This is a genomic window from Erysipelothrix sp. P66 (assembly GCF_038682365.1).
Taxonomy (GTDB): domain Bacteria; phylum Bacillota_I; class Bacilli_A; order Erysipelotrichales; family Erysipelotrichaceae; genus Erysipelothrix; species Erysipelothrix piscisicarius.
Genome location: NZ_CP152290.1, coordinates 1,312,330 through 1,336,716 on the forward strand (window position 1 = coordinate 1,312,330; position 24,387 = coordinate 1,336,716).

At 37.3% G+C, this 24,387-nt stretch carries 30 protein-coding genes; 7 read left to right on the forward strand and 23 right to left on the reverse strand.

Annotated elements, in window-relative coordinates:
• Positions 1-35: 35 nt before the first annotated feature.
• The gene (locus tag AAG186_RS06475; protein WP_342621440.1) at positions 36-932 is read right to left on the reverse strand and encodes a hypothetical protein; all 897 of its coding nucleotides are present in this window, start codon (positions 930-932) and stop codon (positions 36-38) included.
• Positions 933-1,002: 70 nt separating this feature from the next.
• A complete protein-coding gene (locus AAG186_RS06480; RefSeq protein WP_161637272.1) occupies positions 1,003-1,233 on the reverse strand; it encodes a hypothetical protein in 231 nt (76 codons plus the stop codon).
• Between the two features lie 313 nt (positions 1,234-1,546).
• Between AAG186_RS06480 and AAG186_RS06485 the strand changes: the two genes are divergently transcribed.
• The 3 genes from AAG186_RS06485 to AAG186_RS06495 all read left to right on the forward strand — a co-directional run bounded on the left by AAG186_RS06485 (position 1,547) and on the right by AAG186_RS06495 (position 3,110).
• Entirely contained in the window at positions 1,547-1,993 is a 447-nt protein-coding gene (locus AAG186_RS06485) for a hypothetical protein (protein WP_125164232.1), read from the forward strand.
• Positions 1,994-2,082: 89 nt separating this feature from the next.
• Positions 2,083-2,607 carry a signal peptidase II gene (locus AAG186_RS06490; protein ID WP_331836870.1) on the forward strand — a complete coding sequence of 175 codons (525 nt, stop codon included), beginning with the start codon at positions 2,083-2,085 and terminating at the stop codon, positions 2,605-2,607.
• Positions 2,608-2,693: 86 nt separating this feature from the next.
• Positions 2,694-3,110: a hypothetical protein gene (locus tag AAG186_RS06495; protein ID WP_161637270.1), complete on the forward strand. Its 417-nt coding sequence runs from the start codon at positions 2,694-2,696 to the stop codon at positions 3,108-3,110.
• A 16-nt stretch (positions 3,111-3,126) separates the two neighbouring features.
• Here the strand turns inward: AAG186_RS06495 and AAG186_RS06500 are convergent, their stop codons facing one another.
• From AAG186_RS06500 to AAG186_RS06555, 12 genes are all read right to left on the reverse strand, one after another.
• Positions 3,127-3,735 carry a VanZ family protein gene (locus AAG186_RS06500; protein ID WP_342621441.1) on the reverse strand — a complete coding sequence of 203 codons (609 nt, stop codon included), beginning with the start codon at positions 3,733-3,735 and terminating at the stop codon, positions 3,127-3,129.
• A 72-nt stretch (positions 3,736-3,807) separates the two neighbouring features.
• Complete coding sequence (locus tag AAG186_RS06505; protein ID WP_200542792.1) at positions 3,808-4,230, reverse strand: GNAT family N-acetyltransferase; 423 nt, start codon at positions 4,228-4,230, stop codon at positions 3,808-3,810.
• A 35-nt stretch (positions 4,231-4,265) separates the two neighbouring features.
• A complete protein-coding gene (locus AAG186_RS06510; protein WP_342621442.1) occupies positions 4,266-4,790 on the reverse strand; it encodes a DUF3307 domain-containing protein in 525 nt (174 codons plus the stop codon).
• An 86-nt stretch (positions 4,791-4,876) separates the two neighbouring features.
• The gene (locus AAG186_RS06515) at positions 4,877-5,170 is read right to left on the reverse strand and encodes a hypothetical protein (RefSeq protein ID WP_161637267.1); all 294 of its coding nucleotides are present in this window, start codon (positions 5,168-5,170) and stop codon (positions 4,877-4,879) included.
• Positions 5,171-5,184: 14 nt separating this feature from the next.
• Positions 5,185-5,883, reverse strand: coding sequence for an N-acetylmannosamine-6-phosphate 2-epimerase (locus tag AAG186_RS06520; RefSeq protein WP_200542794.1), 699 nt, complete (start codon positions 5,881-5,883; stop codon positions 5,185-5,187).
• A 4-nt stretch (positions 5,884-5,887) separates the two neighbouring features.
• Positions 5,888-6,721, reverse strand: a complete 834-nt coding sequence (locus AAG186_RS06525) for a carbohydrate ABC transporter permease (RefSeq protein WP_123171223.1) — start codon at positions 6,719-6,721, stop codon at positions 5,888-5,890.
• Between the two features lie 12 nt (positions 6,722-6,733).
• Positions 6,734-7,630: a sugar ABC transporter permease gene (locus AAG186_RS06530; RefSeq protein WP_161637265.1), complete on the reverse strand. Its 897-nt coding sequence runs from the start codon at positions 7,628-7,630 to the stop codon at positions 6,734-6,736.
• Positions 7,631-7,697: 67 nt separating this feature from the next.
• Positions 7,698-8,993, reverse strand: a complete 1,296-nt coding sequence (locus tag AAG186_RS06535; protein WP_161637264.1) for an ABC transporter substrate-binding protein — start codon at positions 8,991-8,993, stop codon at positions 7,698-7,700.
• A gap of 197 nt (positions 8,994-9,190) precedes the next feature.
• Positions 9,191-10,012, reverse strand: coding sequence for a MurR/RpiR family transcriptional regulator (locus tag AAG186_RS06540; RefSeq protein ID WP_161637263.1), 822 nt, complete (start codon positions 10,010-10,012; stop codon positions 9,191-9,193).
• 1 nt (position 10,013) lies between these two features.
• A complete protein-coding gene (locus AAG186_RS06545; RefSeq protein ID WP_161637262.1) occupies positions 10,014-10,889 on the reverse strand; it encodes an ROK family protein in 876 nt (291 codons plus the stop codon).
• A 12-nt stretch (positions 10,890-10,901) separates the two neighbouring features.
• The gene (locus AAG186_RS06550) at positions 10,902-11,774 is read right to left on the reverse strand and encodes an N-acetylneuraminate lyase (protein ID WP_161637261.1); all 873 of its coding nucleotides are present in this window, start codon (positions 11,772-11,774) and stop codon (positions 10,902-10,904) included.
• A gap of 269 nt (positions 11,775-12,043) precedes the next feature.
• Positions 12,044-12,727: a YjjG family noncanonical pyrimidine nucleotidase gene (locus AAG186_RS06555; RefSeq protein WP_342621443.1), complete on the reverse strand. Its 684-nt coding sequence runs from the start codon at positions 12,725-12,727 to the stop codon at positions 12,044-12,046.
• 104 nt (positions 12,728-12,831) lie between these two features.
• Between AAG186_RS06555 and AAG186_RS06560 the strand changes: the two genes are divergently transcribed.
• Positions 12,832-14,154, forward strand: coding sequence for an MATE family efflux transporter (locus tag AAG186_RS06560; protein WP_342621444.1), 1,323 nt, complete (start codon positions 12,832-12,834; stop codon positions 14,152-14,154).
• A 6-nt stretch (positions 14,155-14,160) separates the two neighbouring features.
• Here AAG186_RS06560 and AAG186_RS06565 read toward each other — a convergent pair whose 3' ends face one another.
• Together AAG186_RS06565 and AAG186_RS06570 are read right to left on the reverse strand one after the other, a co-directional pair.
• Complete coding sequence (locus AAG186_RS06565) at positions 14,161-14,943, reverse strand: alpha/beta hydrolase-fold protein (protein WP_342621445.1); 783 nt, start codon at positions 14,941-14,943, stop codon at positions 14,161-14,163.
• Positions 14,944-14,969: 26 nt separating this feature from the next.
• Entirely contained in the window at positions 14,970-15,797 is an 828-nt protein-coding gene (locus tag AAG186_RS06570) for a hypothetical protein (protein ID WP_342621446.1), read from the reverse strand.
• 146 nt (positions 15,798-15,943) lie between these two features.
• On the opposite strand from AAG186_RS06570, the gene AAG186_RS06575 reads away from it, so the two are divergent.
• The gene (locus AAG186_RS06575; RefSeq protein WP_161637256.1) at positions 15,944-16,441 is read left to right on the forward strand and encodes a YbaK/EbsC family protein; all 498 of its coding nucleotides are present in this window, start codon (positions 15,944-15,946) and stop codon (positions 16,439-16,441) included.
• A gap of 20 nt (positions 16,442-16,461) precedes the next feature.
• On the opposite strand, the gene AAG186_RS06580 is transcribed toward AAG186_RS06575, so the two are convergent.
• Together AAG186_RS06580 and AAG186_RS06585 are read right to left on the reverse strand one after the other, a co-directional pair.
• A complete protein-coding gene (locus AAG186_RS06580; protein WP_342621447.1) occupies positions 16,462-16,956 on the reverse strand; it encodes a GNAT family N-acetyltransferase in 495 nt (164 codons plus the stop codon).
• 34 nt (positions 16,957-16,990) lie between these two features.
• Entirely contained in the window at positions 16,991-18,298 is a 1,308-nt protein-coding gene (locus tag AAG186_RS06585; RefSeq protein WP_342621448.1) for an MATE family efflux transporter, read from the reverse strand.
• A 149-nt stretch (positions 18,299-18,447) separates the two neighbouring features.
• On the opposite strand from AAG186_RS06585, the gene AAG186_RS06590 reads away from it, so the two are divergent.
• Positions 18,448-18,948 (forward strand): YbaK/EbsC family protein, encoded by a 501-nt coding sequence (locus AAG186_RS06590; protein WP_161637595.1) that lies wholly within the window; start codon positions 18,448-18,450, stop codon positions 18,946-18,948.
• Between the two features lie 492 nt (positions 18,949-19,440).
• On the opposite strand, the gene AAG186_RS06595 is transcribed toward AAG186_RS06590, so the two are convergent.
• The 3 genes from AAG186_RS06595 to AAG186_RS06605 form a co-directional block, all read right to left on the reverse strand.
• Positions 19,441-20,139 carry a LytTR family transcriptional regulator DNA-binding domain-containing protein gene (locus tag AAG186_RS06595; RefSeq protein ID WP_342621449.1) on the reverse strand — a complete coding sequence of 233 codons (699 nt, stop codon included), beginning with the start codon at positions 20,137-20,139 and terminating at the stop codon, positions 19,441-19,443.
• Between the two features lie 138 nt (positions 20,140-20,277).
• Positions 20,278-20,850, reverse strand: coding sequence for an alkylmercury lyase (locus tag AAG186_RS06600; protein WP_342621450.1), 573 nt, complete (start codon positions 20,848-20,850; stop codon positions 20,278-20,280).
• 56 nt (positions 20,851-20,906) lie between these two features.
• Positions 20,907-21,461 carry a DUF1697 domain-containing protein gene (locus AAG186_RS06605; RefSeq protein ID WP_161637601.1) on the reverse strand — a complete coding sequence of 185 codons (555 nt, stop codon included), beginning with the start codon at positions 21,459-21,461 and terminating at the stop codon, positions 20,907-20,909.
• Positions 21,462-21,592: 131 nt separating this feature from the next.
• Here AAG186_RS06605 and AAG186_RS06610 point away from each other — a divergent pair, with 131 nt between their 5' ends.
• On the forward strand, positions 21,593-22,042 hold the full coding sequence (locus AAG186_RS06610; RefSeq protein WP_342621451.1) for a hypothetical protein: 450 nt from the start codon (positions 21,593-21,595) through the stop codon (positions 22,040-22,042).
• A 28-nt stretch (positions 22,043-22,070) separates the two neighbouring features.
• Here the strand turns inward: AAG186_RS06610 and AAG186_RS06615 are convergent, their stop codons facing one another.
• Together AAG186_RS06615 and AAG186_RS06620 are read right to left on the reverse strand one after the other, a co-directional pair.
• Positions 22,071-22,748, reverse strand: coding sequence for an ABC transporter ATP-binding protein (locus AAG186_RS06615; RefSeq protein WP_200549299.1), 678 nt, complete (start codon positions 22,746-22,748; stop codon positions 22,071-22,073).
• Entirely contained in the window at positions 22,741-24,339 is a 1,599-nt protein-coding gene (locus AAG186_RS06620) for a hypothetical protein (protein WP_342621452.1), read from the reverse strand. Before AAG186_RS06620 ends, AAG186_RS06615 begins: the two co-directional genes overlap by 8 nt.
• Between the last annotated feature and the right edge of the window lie 48 nt (positions 24,340-24,387).

Here is a 24,387-nt window from a genome sequence, read left to right on the forward strand (position 1 = left end):
TTATTTATTGATTTCGATTCGCGCGGTGAGTAAGTTTAGATGTGGGTATCGCGGAATGCTTGTAAAATACCAAAGGCATCGCGGTGACGCATTAATCTATGATACTGTTTCTTATTGCGAGCATCATCAAGGCGCCGCATTTGATAAGCATGAACATCCATCTGGGATCGGTCAAGTATTATTATTTGATTAAACGCATAAGCAAAGACAACGATGCGATAAAGCGGTGAGATTCCTGTAACTTCAAACGTTCCATCTTCTAAAACATCTTTTAACGTACGCTGAATCTCAGCTTGTATCCCTTCAAAGTGATTCTCTAACACATGATGGTTTAAAAGCTGTTCGATGTGATTAGGCGCAACATTTTCAATCATAAAATGTTCTAATTTTGGGGATGGAATTTCAAAATCAAGATGATCATATTTTAAGGAATCCGCATAGATTGTTAAGATGAGGTTGTCAATGGGAAACGTGGAATCCGTCAAAACCATGGCCTGATAAAGCGTATGCATGCATTGGAGTCCAAATTCTGACATGTGAAGCATCTGCTCCACAAATTGATTTAAAACCCGTGTGCGGGGATCAATGGCAGCATGACGCAATAAATACAACGCACTGAATAAAAGCAACCCCAGCCAAAGACTTGAGAAGATTAAGAGGTGTAAACGGGATAATCCCATCAAATCCCCTCCCGTAATACCCACTAAGATTAAAATTGACGAAAGTCCAATAATCATGCGTTCATTAAACTTAAATGTTAATTTACGTTTTTGATATAAAAAATCAAAATAGCATTCCAAAAAAAACCAAGAAAGTAAGATTGTAAATACCGCAATGGGAATCCCTGAAGTAGGTGACTTATAGAAAAATGAATAATACGCATACGCCATTGCACTTGCAAACAACAGCCATTTAATTTTAAATCTTTGCATATAAGCCCTCCTTAATCGTTCTCATTATATCAAGTTTTATTTCACCCGTCTTTGATAATCATCTCATATTTTATGGATTGCGTCGGTTTTGATCCCAAGTGGTCGCATACATAATTTCAAACGTTGTACGTGTCGTAGAAAACCGTAATAAGTCTCGAAGCGAGACAGAAGACAGTTTGGATGAATGTTTGATCATCATTGCCCATTCCAAAGCGATGGTGGACACTTGGTAAACATTCGCAAACGTATTTTTTAAAACTTGGTTTTTCATATTCGCAAATAAATCTAAAACTGCACTCATTTGATAATCCCATCGCAAGACTTCTTGTTTTCCATCAAAAGCGTTAACAACGACGATTGTACAATAAAGCCCCAGAACACTTCCTTACGGTATTGTAATCCACGTAATAATAGCGGAAAGCACTGCAAGAAAAAACCAAACATTTGTTATTTTCTTCATAAATATCCCCTCAATTATTAGCTTTATGATAGCAACTTTTTGTTTAACATTCGGATTGTAAACAAAGGGTGGGTAATAATTTCATGATTTTTCAAGCGTTTCACTCATTGTTCATGTTTTTATCCGTTATAATAGATAAAACAAGGAGAAAAATATGGCAAATTTAAAAGATTTGGTAAAGCAATTTTTACCACAAGATGAAACAACCGATGCACTCATGGATAACTTCGATGTGAAATCATTGATGGGTCTTGCAAGCAATCCTTCCGCAATGGTTACTGAAATGTTGAAGAAAACAGGTCAAGAAGATTTAGTCCAAAATCTTATGAACCAAGCCCTTTCCCATTTCACAAAAACAGAAAGCAACAAAGGGAATCAATTCTTTGATGTAATCATCCAGGCCATTACATCACAATTAAGTATGGATACCGGTGTTAAGGTTGTAAAATCATTAATGGAAACCATGATTGGTAATAAATCATTTGATGTTGTTAACGATTTAAATCACGCTTTAACGTCACAAGACGTCAAAGAAGAAACACGTGGATCGATCGTTGATACCATTACACAAAAAGCATTTGATTTAGTTAAAGGGGCTTAAAAGCACTAAAGTACAACACTTTAGTGTTTTTTTTGCACCTAAATATCACACATCCAACCTATAATTATCATGCATAGGGGGGGATTCTTATGAAAACTGTTTTATGGGTATTTGGCTTTCTTCTTGTTGATCAAGGAAGCAAGTATTATGTTGCTTCGACTTTGAATCAATCAACGCTTTATCTCTGGGGCGATTCACTGCAAATCCATCCACAAATAAACACCGATTTAAGCTGGATAAACCACTTCTTAAAAGATACATTTAACCTTAGTATTTCAGCTCATTTTATGCTGATGATGCGCGTGTTCATATTGCTCATGATTGTAATGTATTTAATTTACCATGTTGGTATCGATAACCGCCGACTTGATGGTCATTACCGCATCAGCATTGCCCTTATTTTAAGCGCAACCATTGCATCCATTCTCGATCAAACCTTATGGGGTGGTTCCTTTGATTGGATTCAATATACCACGCAATCATTAACACAATTCTCTTTTGATTTAAAAGACTTATTTCTCGATTTAGGGCTGCTTTCACTCGTTGGTGCCATGCTTATAAACCACGAAGGACGCTTATCAGAAATCATTTTTTTACGTAAATGGGTCAATTAGGACGTAAATACGACTGTTAAGCACCTTTTACGTTATTCCGGCTTCCCTTACGATATACTCAATCTATAAATGATGGAGGTCGCGTTATGACAGAACAATATGTTGAAATTCAAGAAGCAATTCAAGCTGGAGAACAACTCTTGTATCAATTGGAACAATCACGTGCTCAATTAAAGAAAGCATCGGATTGGGGCCTGTTTGATATGTTTGGGGGAGGAATGTTTGTGACAATGATCAAACATAACCGTATTAATGAAGCAAAACAACATATGAATGATGCGCAGTTTCTCCTACAACGATTCAGTAAAGAATTACGGGATGTGCACGGTACCTTTGATGACCTTGGTGATTTGAATGGTTTTTGGACCTTTGCAGATTATTTTATGGATGGTTTTTTTGCGGATTATATGGTGCAAACAAAAATAAACAATGCGCTTTCGAAACTTGATGGTTTAATTCATAGTGTTCGCGGTATTGTTAATGACCTCCATCACATGCAATAAAAAAGACGCAAAGCGTCTAAATATTATGAGATCTTCGTTCGGGTATTAGGGCGAAGATTTTTTCAATTGCAGGAGCGCATAGAATGTACAAGGACCAGCCAATCATGCCACCAAAGGTATTGGATAAGAGATCGTTAATATCCGCGACACGACGTGTATACAGCGTTAACTGCATCATAAGTTGGGTCATCTCAATACACAGTGAGAAGGTCATACTTAATAGCACAATTTTAATAAAACTTGGTTTTTTAAGTTTATAATTCATTAAAAAACCAAACGGCACCAACATTACAATATTTGGAATTAAATAATCCATATAACTGGAATACTGACTAACAAAAAGATCCACGAAAAATGGCTGGGTATTGTAATTCAGTCCAAACTTGAGTGCTTGATTTGCAAGAATCTGTTTATCATTCATCGGAATTGGTAGCAGTGCGACTTCAAAAACACCACAAAAATAGATAAAAAACAGACTGTTTATAATACAGTCACTACGTTCTTGTTTTCGAAAGTACATAAAATAACACATGATAAACAATGCAATGTATAAGTAAATGCCGGTATTCAGTTGGACGGGTCCATTGCGAAAAGCATCCAACCATGCACTGATTAATATGATCACCAAAAACTCCTTTACGGGTTACGCTAACTGTCATTGTATCACATCTCTTCCAAGAGACCAATGCGTCTAAAATTAAAGCATTTTCACAAATTTATAATGGGTTGATTCAAAGCCATGCGCTGTATAAAATGCATGCGCTCGTTTTCGTTTTTTATTTGTCGTAAGCTCTAATTGAAGTGCTCCCATTTCAATCGCAAATAATTCCGCATGATTCAGTAAAGCCGCTCCATAACCTTGACCGCGACAGGATGGATTCATCACAAAATCATTAATTTCCGCAATCAAACCACTGTGATGAAGTTGCACATCCACTCGCATATTCAAACACCCCACAACCTCCTGTTTATCTTCATACACAAACATGTGCATGGAGGGATTGGAATAGACCGCATCAAAAGCAGTACAAAATGCTTCATAGGGAAACTCTGTATCCTCTAAATCATTCATTAAATGCCAAATCGCAGGTAAATCATCCATTTGTGTTTTTCGTATCATCACATTTCTCCTTTTAAAAAACAGGCCTTGGCCTGTTAGACATTTATAAGATTCAAAGAACCTTTATTTAATTTAACTAAAATTTGGATGGGTCTTGTCAACACAAGTATTGCAAGAACAACACTTAGACATACTGTTGCATTCATTCCAAAGACCGTATGAATTTGCGTAATCTCTGTAAAGAATTGGTGTCTAAAGAAATATTCCGAAAATGCATAAAGAATTCCAAAATGAATCAATTGACTGATACCTTCCACAAAACTGGTACGACCCCATACCCCTTTCAATTCACATTGAACAAGTATTGCTTTCATTAACTCTAAAATAAAGTGAATAAAAACCATTGCCATAATATACATTAAGGCTTCGCCATCAAACATAAACGCAAACACGCCAAATACAACTGCATGCACCCCAATATGTGCAATCAACCAAGAAAATGATGAGCTCTTGTTCTCAAACATTTTATTGGATTGTAGATGGAAATCTGCAAGAATATGTAGAATGGCAACATATAAAAACAAATTAATCATAACCTTCTCCATTCGTTCCCACTTCATTAGAGTATACATGAAATGTTTTTATAATATCAAGTATTTTTTACAAAAATAAAAAGGCAAGTGGTGACTTTGCCTTTTTAGGAGAATTATTTCATAAAAATACGAATGCGATCCATTGCGACAAGGGATCCATTATACAAGACACTTGCGGCAACAACGGGCATATAAATAAAATAAAGTGCATAAGCTTGCTGGTTCGATGGTACAAGACCCTTCGCTGCAAGAGCTAAAAGCAAGAGAATCGAAACCGCATTAATAATGAGAGGTGGTAACCATCGTTTGGAGGTCACTTTATTCAACAGGAATGTCGCTAATACCGATAAACCCATAAACACGATTCCATAATAGAACCATCCGATAATTAATTGACTTAAAGTCATCAAACCAACTCCTTCTAGTTTTCGTTCATCGCTTTCACAAAGCGATTTGTGATTTCTTGAGGTCGTGTAATCGCACCCCCTACAGTAACACAGTGAACCCCACATTCAATCGCTTTTCGCGCTGCTTCAGGAGCATGAATTCGTCCTTCCGCAATCACGGGTATGGATACGTTTTGAACTAAGTCTACCATCAGTTGATAGTCTGGTCCTTCCAGTTGGGGTGAGTAATCGGTATAGCCACTGAGTGTTGTTCCCACACAGTCCATACCGATCGCTTCACAATGCATCCCTTCTTCTAACGTTGAAATATCACCCATTAAAATACAGTCTGGATATTTCGTCTTAATTTCGTGAATAAATGTTTCGATGGTTTTACCATCGCCACGCGGTCTTAAGGTTGCATCCAAGGCAATAATATCACAACCGGATGCTACGAGCGCATCAATTTCAGTCATGGTTACTGTGATATATTGTTGGTAGTTTGGATAAGGTTTTTTAATAAGCCCGATCACCGGAAGATCCACTGCAGCTTTTATTTGCTTGATATCCGTAACCCCTTGTGCTCGTATTCCTACAGCACCTGCTCGTGCTGCTGCTTGAGCCATTAACACCATGATCCCACCCTCTTCACGATAAAGAGGCTCATCGGGAAGGGCTTGACATGAAACGACAAGACCCTTCTCGAGTTGTTTAAAAATACTATGCTTTTTCATATGCTTATCCTTTCACAGCACCTACTGTAACACCTTGTGTAAAGAAGCTTTGGAAACAGAGGAACACAACAATCATCGGTAAGGATGCAAGTAATGCCCCTGCCATTAGAAGTCCGTAGTTTAATGAGAACTCTGCAGACTGTGCCATGGAAGCAAGGCCTAATGGAAGTGTCTTCATAACTTCCGAGTTTGTAAAGACAAGTTGTGAGAAGTAATCATTCCAACTTGAAATAAAGGTAAAGATTGCAAGCGCTCCAATCCCTGGTTTTACAATTGGAAGTACAATGTGCCAGAATTTCTTAATTTCACCACAGCCATCGATGTCCGCAGATTCTAACAAAGAATCTGGAACAGCATGCGAGAATTGTTTCATTAAGAAGACGCCAAAGGGCCATCCAACTGCTGGAAGAATGAGCGCTGCATACGTATCCATTAACCCAAGTTCGGTAATAAAACGTAGAAGCGGTATTAAGATTACCTGTTTTGGTAAAGCCATCGCAGCAATAAAGATTGCGAAGATCAGCTTAACCCCAGGGAATTTTTTCTTCGCTAAGGCATATCCAGCAAGCGAAGCAGTTGTACACACTAACAATGTCGTTGTTAAGGACACAAACACTGAGTTAAAGAACCAGCGAGCGGTTAGTGGTTGTAGTAATAATTTATAGTTATCAAATGTTGGATTTAAAGGAAACCACTCGGGTGGCAAGGCAATCGCAACATCTTGTAATTTAAATGAACCGGATGCAATCCAATAGAATGGAAAGATAAAGAATATGGTGAGTGCGACTAAGAATATCATTGAAATGATATTAAAGAGTCCAAATTTTTTAAACTTCATATATGTTCCCCCCTAATAATTAACGTCATCGGACAAGAATTTAAATTGTAAGGTCGAGATAATTGCGATAATTACCGCAAGAATAACTCCCATCGCTGACGCCTTTCCATATTCTTGTAGAATAATCGCCGTTTCATAAACCAGATACATTACGGTTGAGGTAGAGTAGTTTGGTCCTCCGGCTGTCATTAATTGAATCAGAGAGAAGATTTGGAAACTGTTGATGGTTGTTGTTACCACAATATAGAGTGTGGTTGGTTTGATCAGTGGCCAGATTATTTTTCTAAAAATAACCCAGTTTCCAGCACCATCAATGCGTGCAGATTCCAATAACTCTTCTGGAACGTTTCCCAAAGCTGCAACATACAGAATAATGGGTTGTCCAAGACTTGTGGTAATAAGGACTGCAATAATTGCATAGATTGCGGTCTTAGAATTTCCAAGCCATTGTACATTTTCACTAATAAGTCCTACATTTTTTAGGATATAGTTCAAGATTCCAAAATCCGGGTTATAAATCCATAGCCATACGACTGTAATGGAAACAACCGAAGAGATTGCAGGAATATAGAATACACCCCTAAAGAATGATCGAACTGCAGCGTGTTTATTATAGATATGGATTGCGATAAAGAGTGCCAACATTACCACAATTGGTACCGCCACTAAGGTGATAACCGCTGTATTTCGCATTGATTTTAAGAATATATCATCATGCATTAAGTTTGCGTAATGATTGAGTCCATAGAAGACCTGGTTACGTCCTCTAAATCTGAAAAATGATAAGTAGATCCCTTTGACCATGGGATATAAAACGAATGTCACGAAGAATAACATTGCAGGGAGTAAGAATAAATACCCACTGGTATCAATATGCTTCTTTTTAATTTTCTGTTTTAATGCCTTCATACATATCCCCTTCTAATAAAAATGGGAGATGAAACAAACATCCATCTCCCATACTATGATTGATAACCTATTGTGCTTCTTTAATTGTATTATTTGCTTTTTCTACAAATGCATCCGCTGCGGCTTTCGGTTCTGCTTCACCACTCATTACAGATTGTAACATTGGGAACCAGTAAGGACGCATTTTTGCATAACCTTCAATGGTATTGTAGTAAGGACCAAATTGAGGTGTGAGTGATTCTGCGAATTTAAGTTCTGCATCATCGTATAATCCTGTTTGACCTTGTTGTGCTGAGAAGTTTCCTGTTGCAAGAAGTGTACGTTTACCCCAGACTTCATCATTAATCATGAAGTCTGCGAATTTTTGAGCTGCTGCTGCTTTTGCATCGTCACCGTTGTCAAATACAGCAGGACCAGCAACTAAGAATTCATATTTAGGTGCTTTCGCATCATTTGGATAAGGTAAGAAACGTGCATTCATGTCGGAACCTTGCATGTGTTGTGTACGAAGTCCTGGAGATGAAAGAATTGAAATTGCGGTTTTATTGGATTTGAAGTATTCTTGACCGTCTTTTGATTCAAGACCTTGTCCACTTCCAAGTAATCCCTCTTTTGAAGCTTTAGCTACCCATTCAAGACCCTTAACACCTTGTTCGTTATTAATGGTATATTCTGAGATTGCTTCATCTGTAATCCATGATCCGTATAAGTTTGAAACAAAGGCACGAGGACCTTGATCCCCTGCTGCTGATTTTGCATAAAGCAATGTCGGAATCATTTCTGGATCTTTTTCTTTAACTGCTTTTAGGAATGTCTCAAATTCATCAACAGTCCAATTACGTCCTGGATTGTCTTCTTTATCTAATGGAAGAAGATCTGTAATCCCTAACTTATCTGTTACATTGGTATTTACAGCCATTAAGAATGGTGCAATCCCTTGTGGGTAAAGATAGAGTTTGTTATCAAGACTACTTGCTTTTACTGCAGATGCATCCAGTTGTTTTGTATCCACATCTGCAAATTCTTTGAGGTAACCCTTTGAAGCCCAGTCAATGACACGTCCTGGAGCATCATAGATTACATCAGGATTTGTTTTGGATTGAATTGCGGTTTCAACTTTAGCTGGACCATCTGTAAAGTCAATTTTTTGGTACTCAACTTTAATTGTTGGGTTCTTTTCCTCAAATGCTTTAATAAGTGCTGCATCGTAATCTGCTGAATCTGGAAATTCTTGATCATTGGTAAAGTTTGGGAAGTTCCAATATTTAATGGTTACTTCTTCAGAATCATTCTTTTTACCACATCCTGTTAACAATAACGCTAACGCTGCTGTTGTAATAACACCTTTCGTAAATCGTTTCATGCTTTTCCTCCTCTAACATGCATATCAAGCATTTGGATATGCTGTGCGTAATTTCATAATAGCATCTATTTATATCTTTGCAAGCGTTTTCATAAAATTATTTACAATTTCATAATTTATGAAATTCATTTTCGTATTCACGCTTTGGATTTTACTTTTATTAAAAAAATTTTCGTAAAATACGGCTTTAAATAAACCTATTCTTCCGTTTTCTCATTGGCTTTCTTAATAATCGCATCAACCGTCTGGCTCATTACATAACTGTATTGATCATCTTCCAATAATTTCATGGAGATAATATCAACAAGATACATAATCGCAAACTGTGAATTCACAAAACGTTTGTTGTCGATAAATAAACTGTTGTATACAAACATTTGATAGTCACTAATATGGGCCAATTCACTTTCTGAGAAACTGGTCATGGACAGTATTTTAGATCCATTATTCTTCGCTGTTTTCACAGCATTAAGGACTTCAATGGTTTTCCCCGATGTGGAGATACCAATCACAAGATCTTTTTCTTTGGTAATGGTTGAATTAATCAACATCATATGGGAATCGGTAATACCGGAGACATTGAACCCCATACGTAATAATCGTTGCGTCATTTCCATCGCTGTGAGCCCTGAACTCCCAACGCCATAGATAAAGATTCTCTGAGCATCTTTTAAAGCTGTAATCACACGTTCCAACTCTTCTTTGTTGATGTTTTTCTTGGTACGATCAATCACGCGATTGTAGTAGGAATAAACACTATCAAAGATATCCGAAGACTCAAGCGGTATCCCATCTTGTTCTGCAGCAGAAATTTGAATTTTCATATCAACAAAACTCTCACACCCAATCTTGCGACAAAAGCGTGTAATCGTTGCACTGGAAGTTCCCGTTTGTTCCGCCAATTTGCCAATATTAATATTTCTTATTTCATTATTTTTTTGCAGAATGTACATGGCAATTTGTTTCTCTTTCTGAGAGAAATTGACATATTGTTTTTGTATTTCATCGAGGATATCCATGTTATCCTTCCTTTCTTCTTAAAAAATGATAGAGTGCACCAACCATTCCGGCATCATTTTTAAGTTTCGCAAATTGGATGTTTGCGGTATTAAAGGATGGGATCATGGCGTTTTCAAGTGCAGCTTGAATCATTGGTTCAAGATAATCCTGCTGCGCCATAATTCCCCCACCAAGGACGATCACCTCAGGGTTGATTAAGTATTGAATCGTAGCAAGACCTTGAACTAAATGATCTACAAATCGTGTAAGTGCTTGTTGACAAATAAGATCCCCTCTTTTTGCATTGGCAATTACCAATCGTCCATCAAAAACTTGATCACTGGGATGATGTCTCATCACATCTTCAACCAATGCAGTTGTGGACGCTAAATCTTGAAAATATGCGTTCTTTATTGGAATGTAACCAACTTCCCCAGCCGTACCGCTTGCACCATGCCAAAGATTTCCTTCAAACATTAATGCACCACCAACCCCTGTACCGATAGTGAGGCATACCACAGATGATGCACCGCGTGCAGCACCCTTCCAATATTCACCCATACAGGCACAATTCACATCATTCTCTACAAAACATGGAATGTGATAAGTTGATTCGATTATTTCTTTAAGCGGGGTTCCCGTGTAATCGGGAATCGTATACCCCGCATATTGAATCGATCCGGTTTCTAAATCCACAACACCAGCCGTAGAAATCGCAACACCATCGACATCTAAATCCTGTTTTAAAATTTGGTGCAAGGTATCAACAATTTCATGATTACCAGGTGTTTGCTTTACAGAAAGGGTTTCTGTTTCAGTTAATGCATCACCCAACTCGTTATAACATGCATGTTTTATCGAAGTGCCTCCGATATCAATGCAACGGTAACGCTTCATGACAAACCTCCTTTATGCTTTTACATACATTTGGTGAATCTCAATAGCACGTTTACGTTGTGCATCTTGAGGTGCTTTCATGGGTTCGCGACAAATACCTGCATGAACCCCTTCCTCCGCTAAGATTAATTTTAATGTGTTGTAGAGGCCATTATCTAAGACCGCACTGATTAAGTCATTTGTCTCTTTTTGAAGTTGTAATGCGGTTTTTAAATCCCCTGCGTCCACAGCATCCATCGTTTGACGTGCTTTTAATGCATTCACATTAAAGGTTGAACCAATCGCACCATCAACACCCAATGCACACGCTGGCAACAGCATCTCATCAAAGCCTGCATAAATTAATTTCTCAGGGAATGTTGATCGCATACGCTCAAGAAGATAGAAATCCGCAGCCGTAAACTTAACGCCCTTAATTTTCTCGTTTTCAAAGAGCTCTGCAAATTGATCCAATGAAAGGGATACACCGGTTAGATAAGGAATTGAATAAATAATCATCTCTGTATCAATATCTTCTAAGATGCGGTTGTAGTAATTTTTAACTTCCTCAAAATCAAATTTGTAATAGAAAGGCGTAACCGCTGAAATTGTTTTATATCCGAGATCCGTTACAAAACGTGCAAGTTCTTTGGCTTCTTTAAGGTTTGTGGAACCTACTTGCGCAATCAAATCACATGCCCCTTGTGTTTCATCAAAAGCAATCTCAAAGATACGTTTTTTCTCTTCAGTAGAGATTAAGAAGTTTTCCCCCGTACTTCCTCCGACATAAAGACCATCGACGTTATTATGATCAATATTGTATCGGACAATTTCACGTAATCCTTGTTCGGAAAGATTTCCGTTTTCATCAAAGGCAACCAGTAATGCTGAATATAGTTTTTTCATTTTCCACCTCTGCGACTTTATTGGTATCGCTTACATTTGGAGTATAGCATCGAAAATTGTTTTAATCAAGATGATTTATTGAAAACAAATACCAATGGAGTAAGCCCTTTCATACTTGTGTATACTATCTTTAACTTTGTAAATGATTACCATATACAAAAAGAACCACTATAAAGTGGTTCTTCGGTTTATTTTTCTAATTTTAAATCCCATCGAAAACGGTTTTCATTAAAATTATTTTCGTAAATATATTTTTTATCGGTTACCGCTTATTTAATAATATCGAGGAAATCAAGCAGGTTCTTAATTTCAAAATCCGGTTTAATATCCGTGGGGTTTGCTTTCCCTTCAGGGTTATACCAACATCCTGTAAGTCCGGCATTCATGGCACCATAAACATCTGCTTTAATATTATCACCCAATACAATTGTTTCGGCAGGATTAAACGGTTGCATTTCTTTGGCGACGATTTCAAAAAACTCAATCATCGGTTTCGCATACCCAAGTTCTTGAGAAATAAAGATATGACCAAACCAATCACGAATGTTTGCGTGATCCAATCGTTTATACTGTGTATCGGTAATCCCATTGGTCACAATGCCTAAACGATAGTCATCCTTCACTGCCGCAAGCAATTCCATTGCACCCGGCATAAAGATATTATTTTCTTCAATCAATGTTCGAAACATTTGATCCATCTCACGACCTGTATACGGTAAATCAAAGGATGCAAGGGATACACCAAAGCGCTTGTCAAGAATGGTTTGTTGATCAATCTCGCCACGTTCATGGGCTTCCCATAACTGATGGTTCACGTCGTAGTAGTAATCTAAGACTTCTTCTGTATACGGTACCTTAAGCGTTTCAAATAACTGCTTAAGTGCGATAGTCTCAGATTCTTTAAAATTTAACAGGGTATTATCAATATCAAAGAGTAATGTAGTATATGTCATAATGTCCTCCAAATCCTATTTATTCTATCATAAATTACTACCAAACGTGATATGATGACCATAAATTGAGCCATTCTTGGTACATTTTCTTTTGGAGGTCTTTTATGAATACAATACCCACACGCAAGCAATTGCGTCAGAATCTATCCCGTTACATCCTTCCTTCAATTGGAGCGATGATCTTTTTTTCTTTATATACCATGGTTGATGGAATGTTTGTCGGTAAAGGGGTCGGTCCTCAAGCTTTAGCTTCCGTAAACCTCTCAATGCCCTACATTAATATGATCTTTGCGTTTGCATTAATGATTGCGGTTGGGGCATCAACCCGCATCACCTACCACTTCGGTCAAAAAAACTTTCATGAAAGTAATGTCATCTTTTCCCTTGGTTTTTGGTTTTTAGGGATTTTCGCACTGATCTTAGCCCTATTCATGGGGTTTATGCACAATCCATTCATTCGTGTGCTAGGGGCCACACCCGATACCCTGAACTATGTTTCTCAATATCTTAGGATCATGATTTTCTTTAGTCCATTCTTTATGTTGACCTATTATCTTGAAGTATTGGTTAAAGCCGATGGTGCTCCCGGTTTATCTTTACTGGGTATCATCTTAAGTGCCTTTGTGAACATTATCTTTGATTATCTTTTCGTAATTCAATTTCAATGGGGCATTCAAGGTGCAGCGATTGCGACCGGTATTGCGCAAGTCTTTGGCTTTATCTTCTTCTTATCGTATTTCCAATCTTCGAAGTCCACACTCAAATTCATCAAGCCTACATGGAATATTAAGACGATCAAAACCATGATTCAAATCGGCATTCCAGATGCCTTAACAGAGCTTTCTTCTGGATTTATTACCTTTGTCTTTAACCTCGCAATTGCCTTCTATTTTGGTTCCAATGGTCTTGCTGCCTTTGGCGTCTTAATGTATCTAACCAATCTTGTTACGGTTACCATGATTGGGATTAATCAAGGAATTCAACCCTTAATTAGTTTTTATCACGGTCAAAAACAAACAAAGCTTATGGATTGGATTTTAAACGATGCACTCTTTATCAGTGTGCTATGTGGTCTAGGATTCTTTATCCTTTGTCAGACTTTACCCGAAGTTCTTGTAAGTGGGTTTATTAATGTGGAAAACATTGAACCTTTTAACCTTGCGGTTAAAGCATTACCCATCTTTAGCTATGGTTTCCTTTTATCTGGAATTAATATTGTCTTAGCCGGCTATTTTACTGCACTGGAACGTATTCGTCCGGCAATGCTTATTTCAATGATGCGTGGCTATCTTCTTGTAGCGCTGTGTGTAATCAGTCTTCCTTACTTATTCGGTGCAAGCGCGATTTGGTTGGCTCCCCTAACGTACGAATTGCTTACCCTAGTCGTTTCATTAATCCTATTTAAACACTATAAAAAAACAGCCTAGGCTGTTTTAGAAAAAATGTTTAAACGCATAATAGGTTCCATACTCCCAAAAAGGCCAGGAATGATCCCCATCATCAAGATAATGAACATCGACCTCTGTATAGGCCTCTAAATCGGCGACAAAGCGTTTTACTTCTGAAATCGAAACGGCTTCATCCATTCCACCTGTCATAACCAAAAAAGACACAGGTAGGTTTTTTGATTGGTATGACGCTAGACTTGCACTTGGATGTTGGCGATTCCAAAGTTCATGATCAAATACATCATTTTGATCTCGGAATACATGCCACTCATAAGTTACGGTAGTGGGTGTCATGGTATACCAAACTGCCGGTGATAAAGCCATTACCTTTGAAAAATACTCAGGATAGCGTAAAGCTAAATTACTTGCCCCATAACCTCCCATAGATAAACCACCAATAAAGCGCTTGTCTCGGGTAGGCTTAAGCTCTAAACGTGCTTCAAGCGTCGGAATGAGATCTTCAATCACGGCCGTTTCCATTTGAAAACAACGACTGTTTAGATAAAATGAGTTAAAGCCATCTATAAAAATCACAACACATTTACGACATTCACCCAGTTCCATACACTCATCCAGAAATTCCGGCAACAAAAACCGCTCCGTCATATTACGATGGTTTCCGGTTGCCCCGTGTAATAAATAAACAACAGGAAGCGTACTGATTGATTCCTCACCATCTAAATATGGACAGTAAGCACTGTAATTCCAATCAAATCCTAATGATGGTGAATAGATTGTGCCATCGACCATCTCACCTTTTTTTTCCATAGAACCCCTCTTTTCTATTTTGAATACTAGTCGATATTTTTAACTTCAAAACCACCTAAAAATTCTTTCCAACCTTCAGCGGTTTTACCGTTATCTGCTACGAAATAACGACGGATACCATTTGAATTCGTTTCACTTTGGTCCGAATTCGTAAATGCATCACGACTTGCTTTAATATTGTTGTTTAAAACATCCCAGAATGGATTGGTCTCATCTTGAAGAAGTTCCTTAAGGGCGTCACGATCTAAATATCGAATACTACCCCCTCGTGTTTTGGATAAATCAATAATGTCTTCGAAATCACTCTTTGAAAGTGAGATGTTTAATAGGTGATCCATCAGTTCGTCAAACATATAGATTGAGTCTACATAATTCGTGTCTTCATCGTATTGAAGTAAGACACGCTTACCATTCTTTAACTCAAGAAACTCATAACCTGTTGAAAATGGTGGCAGCTCTGTCAATTTCTTCAAGGCAATGTCATTAGACTTTTTGATGTTTTCAGTAACAAAAAGCCCCCCGGTATTATTTCGATGATTCAACATATGAACCTTTTGAATTCTTAAGTTTTGACCATTTAAAATCGTCACCGTACCAACTACCAAATCACCCTTTGTATTTTCTTTATAGTAAACTCGACCACTAAGATCATCCATATTCGCATAGGAATAATCCAATGGATTTAAATAAGAATCCAATTCACTTGTTGAATCCAAGCTTGAAATATAAGCTGTATAAGTTTTACCCGCAAAAAATGCATCAATTTCTTTTTGTCCTGTCCCTTGTGATTTTGTGCCACACCCCACCAGCACAAGACTTAACATCACCAAGATGATTCCATATATTTTTTTCATAACGCTCCTCCAATATGTATGGAAATAATAGCTTAGGCACTTATGAAAAGCAATGACTTCACGTATTTATCATACGAACATGACTTATCCTTGAAACCTGTTTCAAAATCACTTATGATGATTGTAAAGAAACAGGAGGGTTTTCTATGAATCCACAACCATATCAGGAAGAAATCTATCATTTACTCCATGAACTTGACATTCCCTATCGCGAAGACCATCATAAACCAATCTTTTCCGTTGAATCCGATGATCTCGATATTCCAGGTCCACAAGTTAAATATTTATTGTTACAACCTAAGAAGACGGATGAATATTACTTAGTCGTCGCACACGATGAAACACATCCTGATTTAAAACAGCTTGCTCAGGACTTGGGAACCAAACGGCTCTCATTTCCTTCGAATGAAGCGATGAAAGATTTATTAGGCATTGAATTCGGTTCACTTACATTGCTTTCACTTATTGCAGACACCGATCATAAAGTCACCCCAATCTTTGATACCGCTATTGACCGCGATGATACCATTGGTCTTCTCGCCAACAACAACACCATCACCTTAACCTTACAGGTTCGTGATGTGGAAAAATACCTCAATCATCTTGGGTATACACCCCGATATCTTGAATTGAAACAAAAATAAAGACCTCCTAGGAGGTCTTTTTAATGATATACAAGTTCAAACTCAATGAGATCTTGATCTTGCATCTTTACGGTAAAACCAAGATCTGTTAAAAGATGAATGGCTGCCGTATTGTGAGGAATGGCATAGGCAACAATCCGCTTTAACGCCAACGTTCTAAAACCATACTCAATGAGGGCTTCGCTCACTTCACGACCAATCCCTTGCTTTTGAGCACTCTGTCGTAAAATACAGCCCATTTCATACGTCTTTAAATGATCCCCAACATCCTCAGACTCCAATTGATGAAAAATAACATGCCCAATCGCTTCTTGAGTTTCCCGATCTTCGATCGCAAACAAAGGGGGATTTTCAATGAGACAGTACGTCTTTAAAAACGCTTTTATTGTTTCATCATCCATAACCGGTTCAATAAACTGCATCACCGTGGAATCATTCAGCCATGTCTTAGCATAATTAAAATCTTCCCTACAAAAGGGCCTAATAATACATTTGTGTGTTTTGAGTTTCATCATTCACCTTACTAATATCATATCAAGTTCATTTGGACTATGCGTGAAAATCTCGTTTGTATTGATTTAGTTGTTTCCAATATACCACCATGGAGTAAAGTAAAACAGAGTATTGTGCAAGGGGAACCGAGAGCCAAACCCCCTGTAAACCTAAGGCATGAGGAAGCACCCCTAACAAGAGTATTGTGGTAAGAATCGGTTCACTGTATATCAGGCGATAAGCAGTATGATTATCCCGCGTCGCATAGGCGTAGGATGTGGAAACACGCAAGAATGCAATCGGGATTAATCCAAGTAAGAATAAAGGCATGACTTCCGCAATCATCAAGGCAACTTCATCTGATGCACCAAAAAATCCAGGAATCATAAATCTTAAACTGTATAGAATTCCCATACAGGTCAGTGCAACCCCTAACGCAAATCGAATCGCAATGGAAACAATCTCATGAACTTTGTCCATACTGTCATTACCATAATAACGACTGATTAAAGGTTGGCATCCATCACCAATGCCTTGAAGTAAGAGTTGAACACTAAAGACGACATAACAAATAACACCATAACTTGCAGCAGCGACATCCCCTCCATATTGAATAGCGGATTGGTTTAATACTATAATCATTAAATTCGGTGCTAAGATGAGCCCAAAAGGTGAAAGTGAAACCTTAAGGACTTGAATGATTGAATCGCGTGTAATGTTTATTTTTTGTGTACCACCAAATGGAACATGTTTAAACATATAACCGATACATAATAGCATCGTTAACGCTTGGCCAATAATCGTCGCATAACCCGCTCCAGCAGTTCCTAATTTAAGGACCGAAACAAAATAACCATCCAAGATGACATTCGTGATAAATCCGGTAATCATCGCAACCATCGCAAACATTGTTCCACCATAATTTCGGATAATGGGAACCAAACCGGTCGCAAGAATTTGAAATATCGAAAACAGAATAATAATGCGAATGTAGTCTGCAGCATAATCAAGAAGACGTCCTTGCGCACCAAAAAACGTTAAAATTTGAGGATAGGTTTTAAAGAGCAAGACAAAAGCTGCAATCGAAGCACCCAAAAGCATGGTCACCGTTGTTTTGAGAAACCGTTCTTGTTCTTGTCGATCATGAGAGCCAAGAGCAATCCCTATTTGAATCGCACCCGCAAGGCCAATTCCCGTTCCTAAAGCCTGTATAAAGGACGTAATCGGATAAGCTAAATTAATTCCAGCGATGCCTAAATCGCCTACATTTTGACCAATAAACCATCCATCGACAATGGCATATAAACCCGAAAATGCGAATGCAAACATCGCGGGTAACACATTGCGATAAAAATCTTTACGCATATCATAAACCTCTATTATTTTCTAAACATAATGATAAGTATAGCAGATTTTATTTACATCGCAAGACACACCACTTAGCAAGAATGTTCCTTGTAATCACGTTATATTTGCGTTACGATTGAAGTACAAATAGAAAAAGGAGCAATAGAATGAAAAATCAATACGGACAACAGATTACAGACTTATTGCACGAACTGAATATTGAATATCGTGAAGATCATCATGAACCCATATTTTCAGTAGAAGTTGAAATCCCCGAACTTCCTGGCCCACAAATTAAATATCTTCTTGTGAAACCGAAAAAAACGGAACATGAGTTCTATTTAATTCTTGCGCATGATGAAAAACATCCCGATCTAAAAGACTTACAAGCTCAACTTGGAACCAAACGCTTAACCTTCCCGACCAGTGAAGAGATGCGCGAATTAATTGGCGTTGAATTTGGAAGCCTTACTGCAGCTTCTGTAATTGCGGATAAAAATCATGAAATTACCGTAATCGTGGATGAAGCCATTGATCGTGATGATACAATTGGAATTCACCCAAATGATAATTCGATTACGTATACCATTGCCTTTAAAGATCTTGAACGTTACCTTGATCATCTTGGCTATACACCTCGTTACATTCCATTATTGGATAAAGAATAATTATCATATAGCACATGCGAAAGCGTGTGCTTTTTTTGTGTTTTGAAGCCTTAAATATTGTTTTCTTAAATAATATTAAGAGCGTTGAAATTACGTGTTCAAAACGATTTAATTAGGGTGACATGTCACTTTTTTTCAGTACACAATCTTATGGAATCAAATACTTAGGTTACTTCAAAACCCCTTATTTTAGCTTTAAAAATGATACTTTCTAAGATGCTGCTTCAACATGTTTTCAAACAATCCTTTCTCCAATGAATGCTCCCATCGAGCAAGTCCCATCTACAAATTTTAACTTCTAATTCTTTATTGAATCTCGATCTCATATCATCCTGGCTTGCTTCACGTTTGTTTCGAGTTGTCTGATTATTTTATAATTTAAAACATCTAAACTTTGTGTCTTACCAACATTTTTACTTACACTTATTTTCGGACTGATTTTATCCCTCACATTCGTTTAAAAGACATGCACCATGCATGTCTTTTCTATTTTCATCGCTTCAACATTACCTTAAGTATCTTTGGATAACGTCCCCGCGAAATAACAATCGCCTCAGGATCGTTCTTTAGAAATAATGTTTTCGGATTCAGTTGAGAAATATAATTTACATTTACAATCGTCCCGTGATTTGCCCGTACAAAACGTGCGGCATCTAACACTTCTTCTATTGATTTTAAAGATTGGTTCATGACCGTAAATGTTCCTGTCTCGGTATAAATAACGGGATGACGCTTCTCATAGATGATTGCTTTAATTTGATTTTGTACCAATCTTACCATACCCTCTCGTGTTTTAAAGATGATGCTTTGATCACAGTTCTCAATTTTTAAAATCGCAGCCCGTAATGTTTCCTCAAAAGTTGATTCTATATTTTCTTGAAACATTAATCCATAAATATTAGTTCCATAGACCGTATGCATTACATCATCAAGTGACGATATAAAAATTACGATAAGATTTGGATTCAAACGTTCAAGCGTATGGATACATTCGATTCCTAATTGATCGGGTATGGCTACACTGATGATTAGAATATCAATCTTTAAACATAATGGGTCTGTTTGAAGATCTACAAATTTTTTATATAAGAAACACTCGTTAATGCTATGGCGTTTTTTTATCCGTAAAAGACTTTGGAAAAGCTGGTGCCTAACATCTTCACACTCATGAACAATTGCAATATGATACATCTGTTTCCCCCCTTAGAATATTACTTAATACGCTATAAACAAGTAAAACCCTTAAGAATTTTATACACTACTTTTTAAATAATACGGAGAAACAAATCAATTGAGTAGTTTATTTGTACGAGTGGTAAAAAAAAGATCTCATGAAACTGAGATCTTCGCTTTAATAACATCAAGTGCATAATCAAAAAGTTGCACAGATAACGCAAACGCCTCCGGTAATGTATAACTCACGCCACCATTACATGGAACCTCATCTTTAGCAATGAATTTGATTGAGCTGCACGATTTAGAGGCAACACAACAACCTGATTTCGCATTGGGAACCCATACCTTCAGTGGGATGTCTTGGAGGTTATCACGTGTGATTCTAGTGCCATCAAGGCAAATTATTTCCGAATTGTTCAGTGATAAGAAGCACATGGCATCAAATGCACACATTGCGTAGACTTTCTCAACACCGGGGATTGAAACTTCAAAAGCGGTTTTCTGACCTGATATTGGGTAACATGCCTTACAAGATGCATTAATTAGGTCACAATGGTAAAGTGCTGGTGAACATGATAACCATGCTTCGTCATCAAGTTCCCCTTCTAAAAGTCGCGACACAAATGCTTGATATTCTTTCTGCAGTTCAAATGAAAGAGCTTGATACCGGTCATTAAAATCAGGATTTAAATCTAGCTGTTTTTTTAAGATTTCGTATTGATTCATAGCACACTCCCTTCGCACTTATTTTATTCTAATTGCGAATGATTTGCAACAACTTTCTAATCCTTCAGTTTTTGAGAGAGTTCTAAAAGCTTGTAGACGGTATTGGCGGTTCGGAGTGTTACACAATTATTAATTGATGTACTCGCAGTTTTGGACCAACGGGATTTCGAATAGTATTGAAGGTCTGCGGACCAATAAATAACATCCGATCCCGATTGAACCGATTCAAATTCCGCATTGGCTTCACCCATAACTTCAATAATATCATCTTGTTGTGCTGGTGGAATTATAAAAATTGCAGTGTGATAATAGGCTTTGTTGGCCTTATCCCACCAAGCAGGGGCTTCCTTTAAAACTTGTTCTAGCTGGTCAAGCGTTATAATCACAAGCGGGATTTCGAAATGAAAAAAATCTTTGAGGGTTCCTTCTAATGCTTCTTGCATTGATCTTAATGCTTCGTTTTCACTCTTAAAAATAACATTTCCACTGTTTATGTACGTTTTAACGGAAGTATAACCCAGTGATTCAAAAATCTGTTTTAAGTCAGCCATCGGAACTTTATGCTTCCCGCCAACATTAATACCTCGTAATAATGCAATGTATGTTTTCATAAGCATCCTCGTTTCATCTTTGATTATACGCGTAAACATTTGACCCTACAATCCAGGACGATTTCAATAAAATTTTATTTGTCTTGTTTAACGATATGGTATGCTTAAGAAAAGCGACTAAGGGGGATGTTATGAATATCCGTACATTTCAAAAGAATTTTAAGATTAAACACGAAGAAACCATTCTGGCTTGGATTCACGATGGTCTTATTCCAGGTGCCTATTTTGATAAGCCGAAACAAACATGGGTACTTCCGGATGAAGCTCGACCACCCTATACAAAAGCACGTGCTAAAAACACTTCTGCCATTTACATAAGTATTGTAAGAGGTTGTATTGATCGATATCATGTCCTACCTCAGCTTTATCATCTTAGTCAACAAGAGTTCGATGTTTACATCCAACAACTTCTTAAAGCCAATTTAATTTCGGTTGTCTATCATGATCAGATTGCTTACTATTACGCGACACCCGAGAGCGAAGCTTTTATTGCATCCAAGAATCCGTTGCGTTACCTTGAAACACTCTTAGGTGTCGCAGTGAAAGCGGCAGCCGAAGGAACCATTAAAAGTATGTTTTAAATGAAAAAAGCCAAGGAAACTTGGCTTTTTACGTTTTAAGGACTTCTTTGAGATAACCATCTTGAAATATAAGTTGGGTTGGACATGTAACTGCTAGTGATTGTGCATGGGTAACAAGAATGATGGTGACACCTTGTTCATGAATCGCTTTAAGAATACGCATAATCATCTGCGCATTCTCAACATCCAATGCCCCTGTAGGTTCATCTGCAAGGATAACCGTAGGATTTTGAATCAGTGCTCTTGCGATAGCGACGCGTTGTTTTTGCCCCCCTGATAGTTGATGTGGATATGCATTCTTTTTATCTTTAATATTTAACATTTCAAGTAATTGTCGTGCTTTTTCTTGATGTTCTTTTCGAATTCGTTTTACGGGCAGTAATACATTTTGAATCACCGTCATCGTTGGAATTAAACCAAAGTTTTGCATAATGTATCCAATGGATTGATTGCGATAGTTAGCACGTAAAGCATCATTCCAATCAAGGATGTTTTTCCCTTCAAACAAGACACTTCCCTGTGCATCTTCAATTAAACCAGCAAGGGTATTGAGAAATGTCGTTTTTCCAGAACCGGATAATCCCGTTACGGCAACAAAATCACCGCGTTTAATCTCAATATTTACATTATTTAGAGCATGTACCTTCGCGTCATGATCGCCATACGTTTTTGAAAGTGATTTAATGGTATAAATTGTATCAGACATTTTCTCCTCCAATAATATTTAAAATTTGAATTGCGGTAATGCGTTTGGTGATAAATTGACTTAATAGCGTAACGAGTACGATTAAGATTGAAATACCAATGCCAAGCACAGTCCACGTTAAATCGAGGGTAATGTGCATCGTAGCAATTCCAATCAACGTCGATATAAAGATAAGCCAAAATATCGATTTGAGATATGAACGGATAAGATATTGTTTAGAGTATCCCACAACTTGATATAAAGCAAAATCTAGAGAGCGATAATGAATATCTACAAACACCGCGCAAATCAAGCCAAATAAGCTAAAAATCATATTAATCATTCCCACGCCGAAATAACTCGCCAACATCAACATTTTCTGATGATAGAATCCTTCTTGAATGCTTTTAATCGATGATACTTGGTACTTAAATGTCGGTTCATTTAAATCATTCCTGATGCGTTCCACCTCATCTTCTGAAAGATTCATAAAAAAGAGTTCATCGATAAAATTACTGTTGGTTAATTGGAGATGTTGATTAATGTTTGTGATATCAAAATAGGCAATTTGGTAGTCCTTAGACGAGAGTTCAGTATAGTCGCTGGGACCAAGGAATGTAAATGGCTTTTCAACAACTTCCGCAATTACATAGTTTAACCCTTCTGATTGAATTTGATCCCCTACAGTGTATCGGGAGTTACTTGTAATGATTGGTATCGTATCGGTATTCTGATACCGTTTCACGGATTCTGTATTTATGTTATTAAGTTTTAAGGCCGTTTCGTTTAGGAATATAAGATTTCCAAGTGTATTTGATGAGTGGGAATCAAGATAGAACACAATCAGATGAACGTGGTATTTTTCGTAGGTGGTAGCGAGTTTATTGAGGATATCACCACGATAGAGCTCAGGATTTTCTTCAATTTTCATGGTCTCTTGAAGCGATTCCGGATACTTAGCAGACACGGACCAAGCTGAATCTAATTGAGCATAGTTTTTATAAGGTGATACTTGCCGGTTTAAATCCTCAAAAAGAATGAGCGATACAAACAACAACATCAAAGAGGTCGAGAATTGAAATACTAAACCCACTTTCTTGGTGATATTAAGACCAACACTTTTATTTTTCCTATATGCCCTTAAACATCGCCAAAATAAAATATTGATGATCAACCCCATCACAAGAATCATGATTATTCCCGCTATGATAATCGGCATTCCAATCGGCAATTTAAAATAGTTCAAAAAAGGGACTGACAGAAGTGATGAGAAGATAAACGTTGCGACGAGTTGCACCATATAATCTAAGGTGAAAGAGCGTAGTATTTCTGAATAAGTAAAACCTACAATACGCTTAATTTTAAGTATTTCTCTAGATACAAAAATCCAATATTCTGAGACATAAAAGAGATTCAAAACAATTGAAATGAGTACAATCGAAAATAAAACCAATAAGAACAAATTGTCTTTGATGAAATAAATGAGATTCGATAAGTTGGAAACATTATTTTTCGCTATATCAGAATATTGATTGAAAAAGAACGAAGTACATACAATCATATACAGTGATAAAAGCACATGATAAATTGTCAATAATTTTTTTTTATTCATATTTAACACCCCTTATAATAACTCCCTAGTGTATTAGGGAGTTCCATC

What these genes read in the sequence shown, in the direction of transcription:
- AAG186_RS06475 (WP_342621440.1), bottom strand. Translation starts at nt 932, where the DNA reads ATGCAAAGATTTAAAATTAAATGGCTGTTGTTTGCAAGTGCAATGGCG.
- AAG186_RS06480 (WP_161637272.1), bottom strand. Translation starts at nt 1,233, where the DNA reads ATGAGTGCAGTTTTAGATTTATTTGCGAATATGAAAAACCAAGTTTTA.
- AAG186_RS06485 (WP_125164232.1), top strand. Translation starts at nt 1,547, where the DNA reads ATGGCAAATTTAAAAGATTTGGTAAAGCAATTTTTACCACAAGATGAA.
- AAG186_RS06490 (WP_331836870.1), top strand. Translation starts at nt 2,083, where the DNA reads ATGAAAACTGTTTTATGGGTATTTGGCTTTCTTCTTGTTGATCAAGGA.
- AAG186_RS06495 (WP_161637270.1), top strand. Translation starts at nt 2,694, where the DNA reads ATGACAGAACAATATGTTGAAATTCAAGAAGCAATTCAAGCTGGAGAA.
- AAG186_RS06505 (WP_200542792.1), bottom strand. Translation starts at nt 4,230, where the DNA reads ATGATACGAAAAACACAAATGGATGATTTACCTGCGATTTGGCATTTA.
- AAG186_RS06510 (WP_342621442.1), bottom strand. Translation starts at nt 4,790, where the DNA reads ATGAAGTGGGAACGAATGGAGAAGGTTATGATTAATTTGTTTTTATAT.
- AAG186_RS06515 (WP_161637267.1), bottom strand. Translation starts at nt 5,170, where the DNA reads ATGACTTTAAGTCAATTAATTATCGGATGGTTCTATTATGGAATCGTG.
- AAG186_RS06520 (WP_200542794.1), bottom strand. Translation starts at nt 5,883, where the DNA reads ATGAAAAAGCATAGTATTTTTAAACAACTCGAGAAGGGTCTTGTCGTT.
- AAG186_RS06525 (WP_123171223.1), bottom strand. Translation starts at nt 6,721, where the DNA reads ATGAAGTTTAAAAAATTTGGACTCTTTAATATCATTTCAATGATATTC.
- AAG186_RS06530 (WP_161637265.1), bottom strand. Translation starts at nt 7,630, where the DNA reads ATGAAGGCATTAAAACAGAAAATTAAAAAGAAGCATATTGATACCAGT.
- AAG186_RS06535 (WP_161637264.1), bottom strand. Translation starts at nt 8,993, where the DNA reads ATGAAACGATTTACGAAAGGTGTTATTACAACAGCAGCGTTAGCGTTA.
- AAG186_RS06540 (WP_161637263.1), bottom strand. Translation starts at nt 10,012, where the DNA reads ATGGATATCCTCGATGAAATACAAAAACAATATGTCAATTTCTCTCAG.
- AAG186_RS06545 (WP_161637262.1), bottom strand. Translation starts at nt 10,889, where the DNA reads ATGAAGCGTTACCGTTGCATTGATATCGGAGGCACTTCGATAAAACAT.
- AAG186_RS06550 (WP_161637261.1), bottom strand. Translation starts at nt 11,774, where the DNA reads ATGAAAAAACTATATTCAGCATTACTGGTTGCCTTTGATGAAAACGGA.
- AAG186_RS06555 (WP_342621443.1), bottom strand. Translation starts at nt 12,727, where the DNA reads ATGACATATACTACATTACTCTTTGATATTGATAATACCCTGTTAAAT.
- AAG186_RS06560 (WP_342621444.1), top strand. Translation starts at nt 12,832, where the DNA reads ATGAATACAATACCCACACGCAAGCAATTGCGTCAGAATCTATCCCGT.
- AAG186_RS06565 (WP_342621445.1), bottom strand. Translation starts at nt 14,943, where the DNA reads ATGGAAAAAAAAGGTGAGATGGTCGATGGCACAATCTATTCACCATCA.
- AAG186_RS06570 (WP_342621446.1), bottom strand. Translation starts at nt 15,797, where the DNA reads ATGAAAAAAATATATGGAATCATCTTGGTGATGTTAAGTCTTGTGCTG.
- AAG186_RS06575 (WP_161637256.1), top strand. Translation starts at nt 15,944, where the DNA reads ATGAATCCACAACCATATCAGGAAGAAATCTATCATTTACTCCATGAA.
- AAG186_RS06580 (WP_342621447.1), bottom strand. Translation starts at nt 16,956, where the DNA reads ATGATGAAACTCAAAACACACAAATGTATTATTAGGCCCTTTTGTAGG.
- AAG186_RS06585 (WP_342621448.1), bottom strand. Translation starts at nt 18,298, where the DNA reads ATGCGTAAAGATTTTTATCGCAATGTGTTACCCGCGATGTTTGCATTC.
- AAG186_RS06590 (WP_161637595.1), top strand. Translation starts at nt 18,448, where the DNA reads ATGAAAAATCAATACGGACAACAGATTACAGACTTATTGCACGAACTG.
- AAG186_RS06595 (WP_342621449.1), bottom strand. Translation starts at nt 20,139, where the DNA reads ATGTATCATATTGCAATTGTTCATGAGTGTGAAGATGTTAGGCACCAG.
- AAG186_RS06600 (WP_342621450.1), bottom strand. Translation starts at nt 20,850, where the DNA reads ATGAATCAATACGAAATCTTAAAAAAACAGCTAGATTTAAATCCTGAT.
- AAG186_RS06605 (WP_161637601.1), bottom strand. Translation starts at nt 21,461, where the DNA reads ATGAAAACATACATTGCATTATTACGAGGTATTAATGTTGGCGGGAAG.
- AAG186_RS06610 (WP_342621451.1), top strand. Translation starts at nt 21,593, where the DNA reads ATGAATATCCGTACATTTCAAAAGAATTTTAAGATTAAACACGAAGAA.
- AAG186_RS06615 (WP_200549299.1), bottom strand. Translation starts at nt 22,748, where the DNA reads ATGTCTGATACAATTTATACCATTAAATCACTTTCAAAAACGTATGGC.
- AAG186_RS06620 (WP_342621452.1), bottom strand. Translation starts at nt 24,339, where the DNA reads ATGAATAAAAAAAAATTATTGACAATTTATCATGTGCTTTTATCACTG.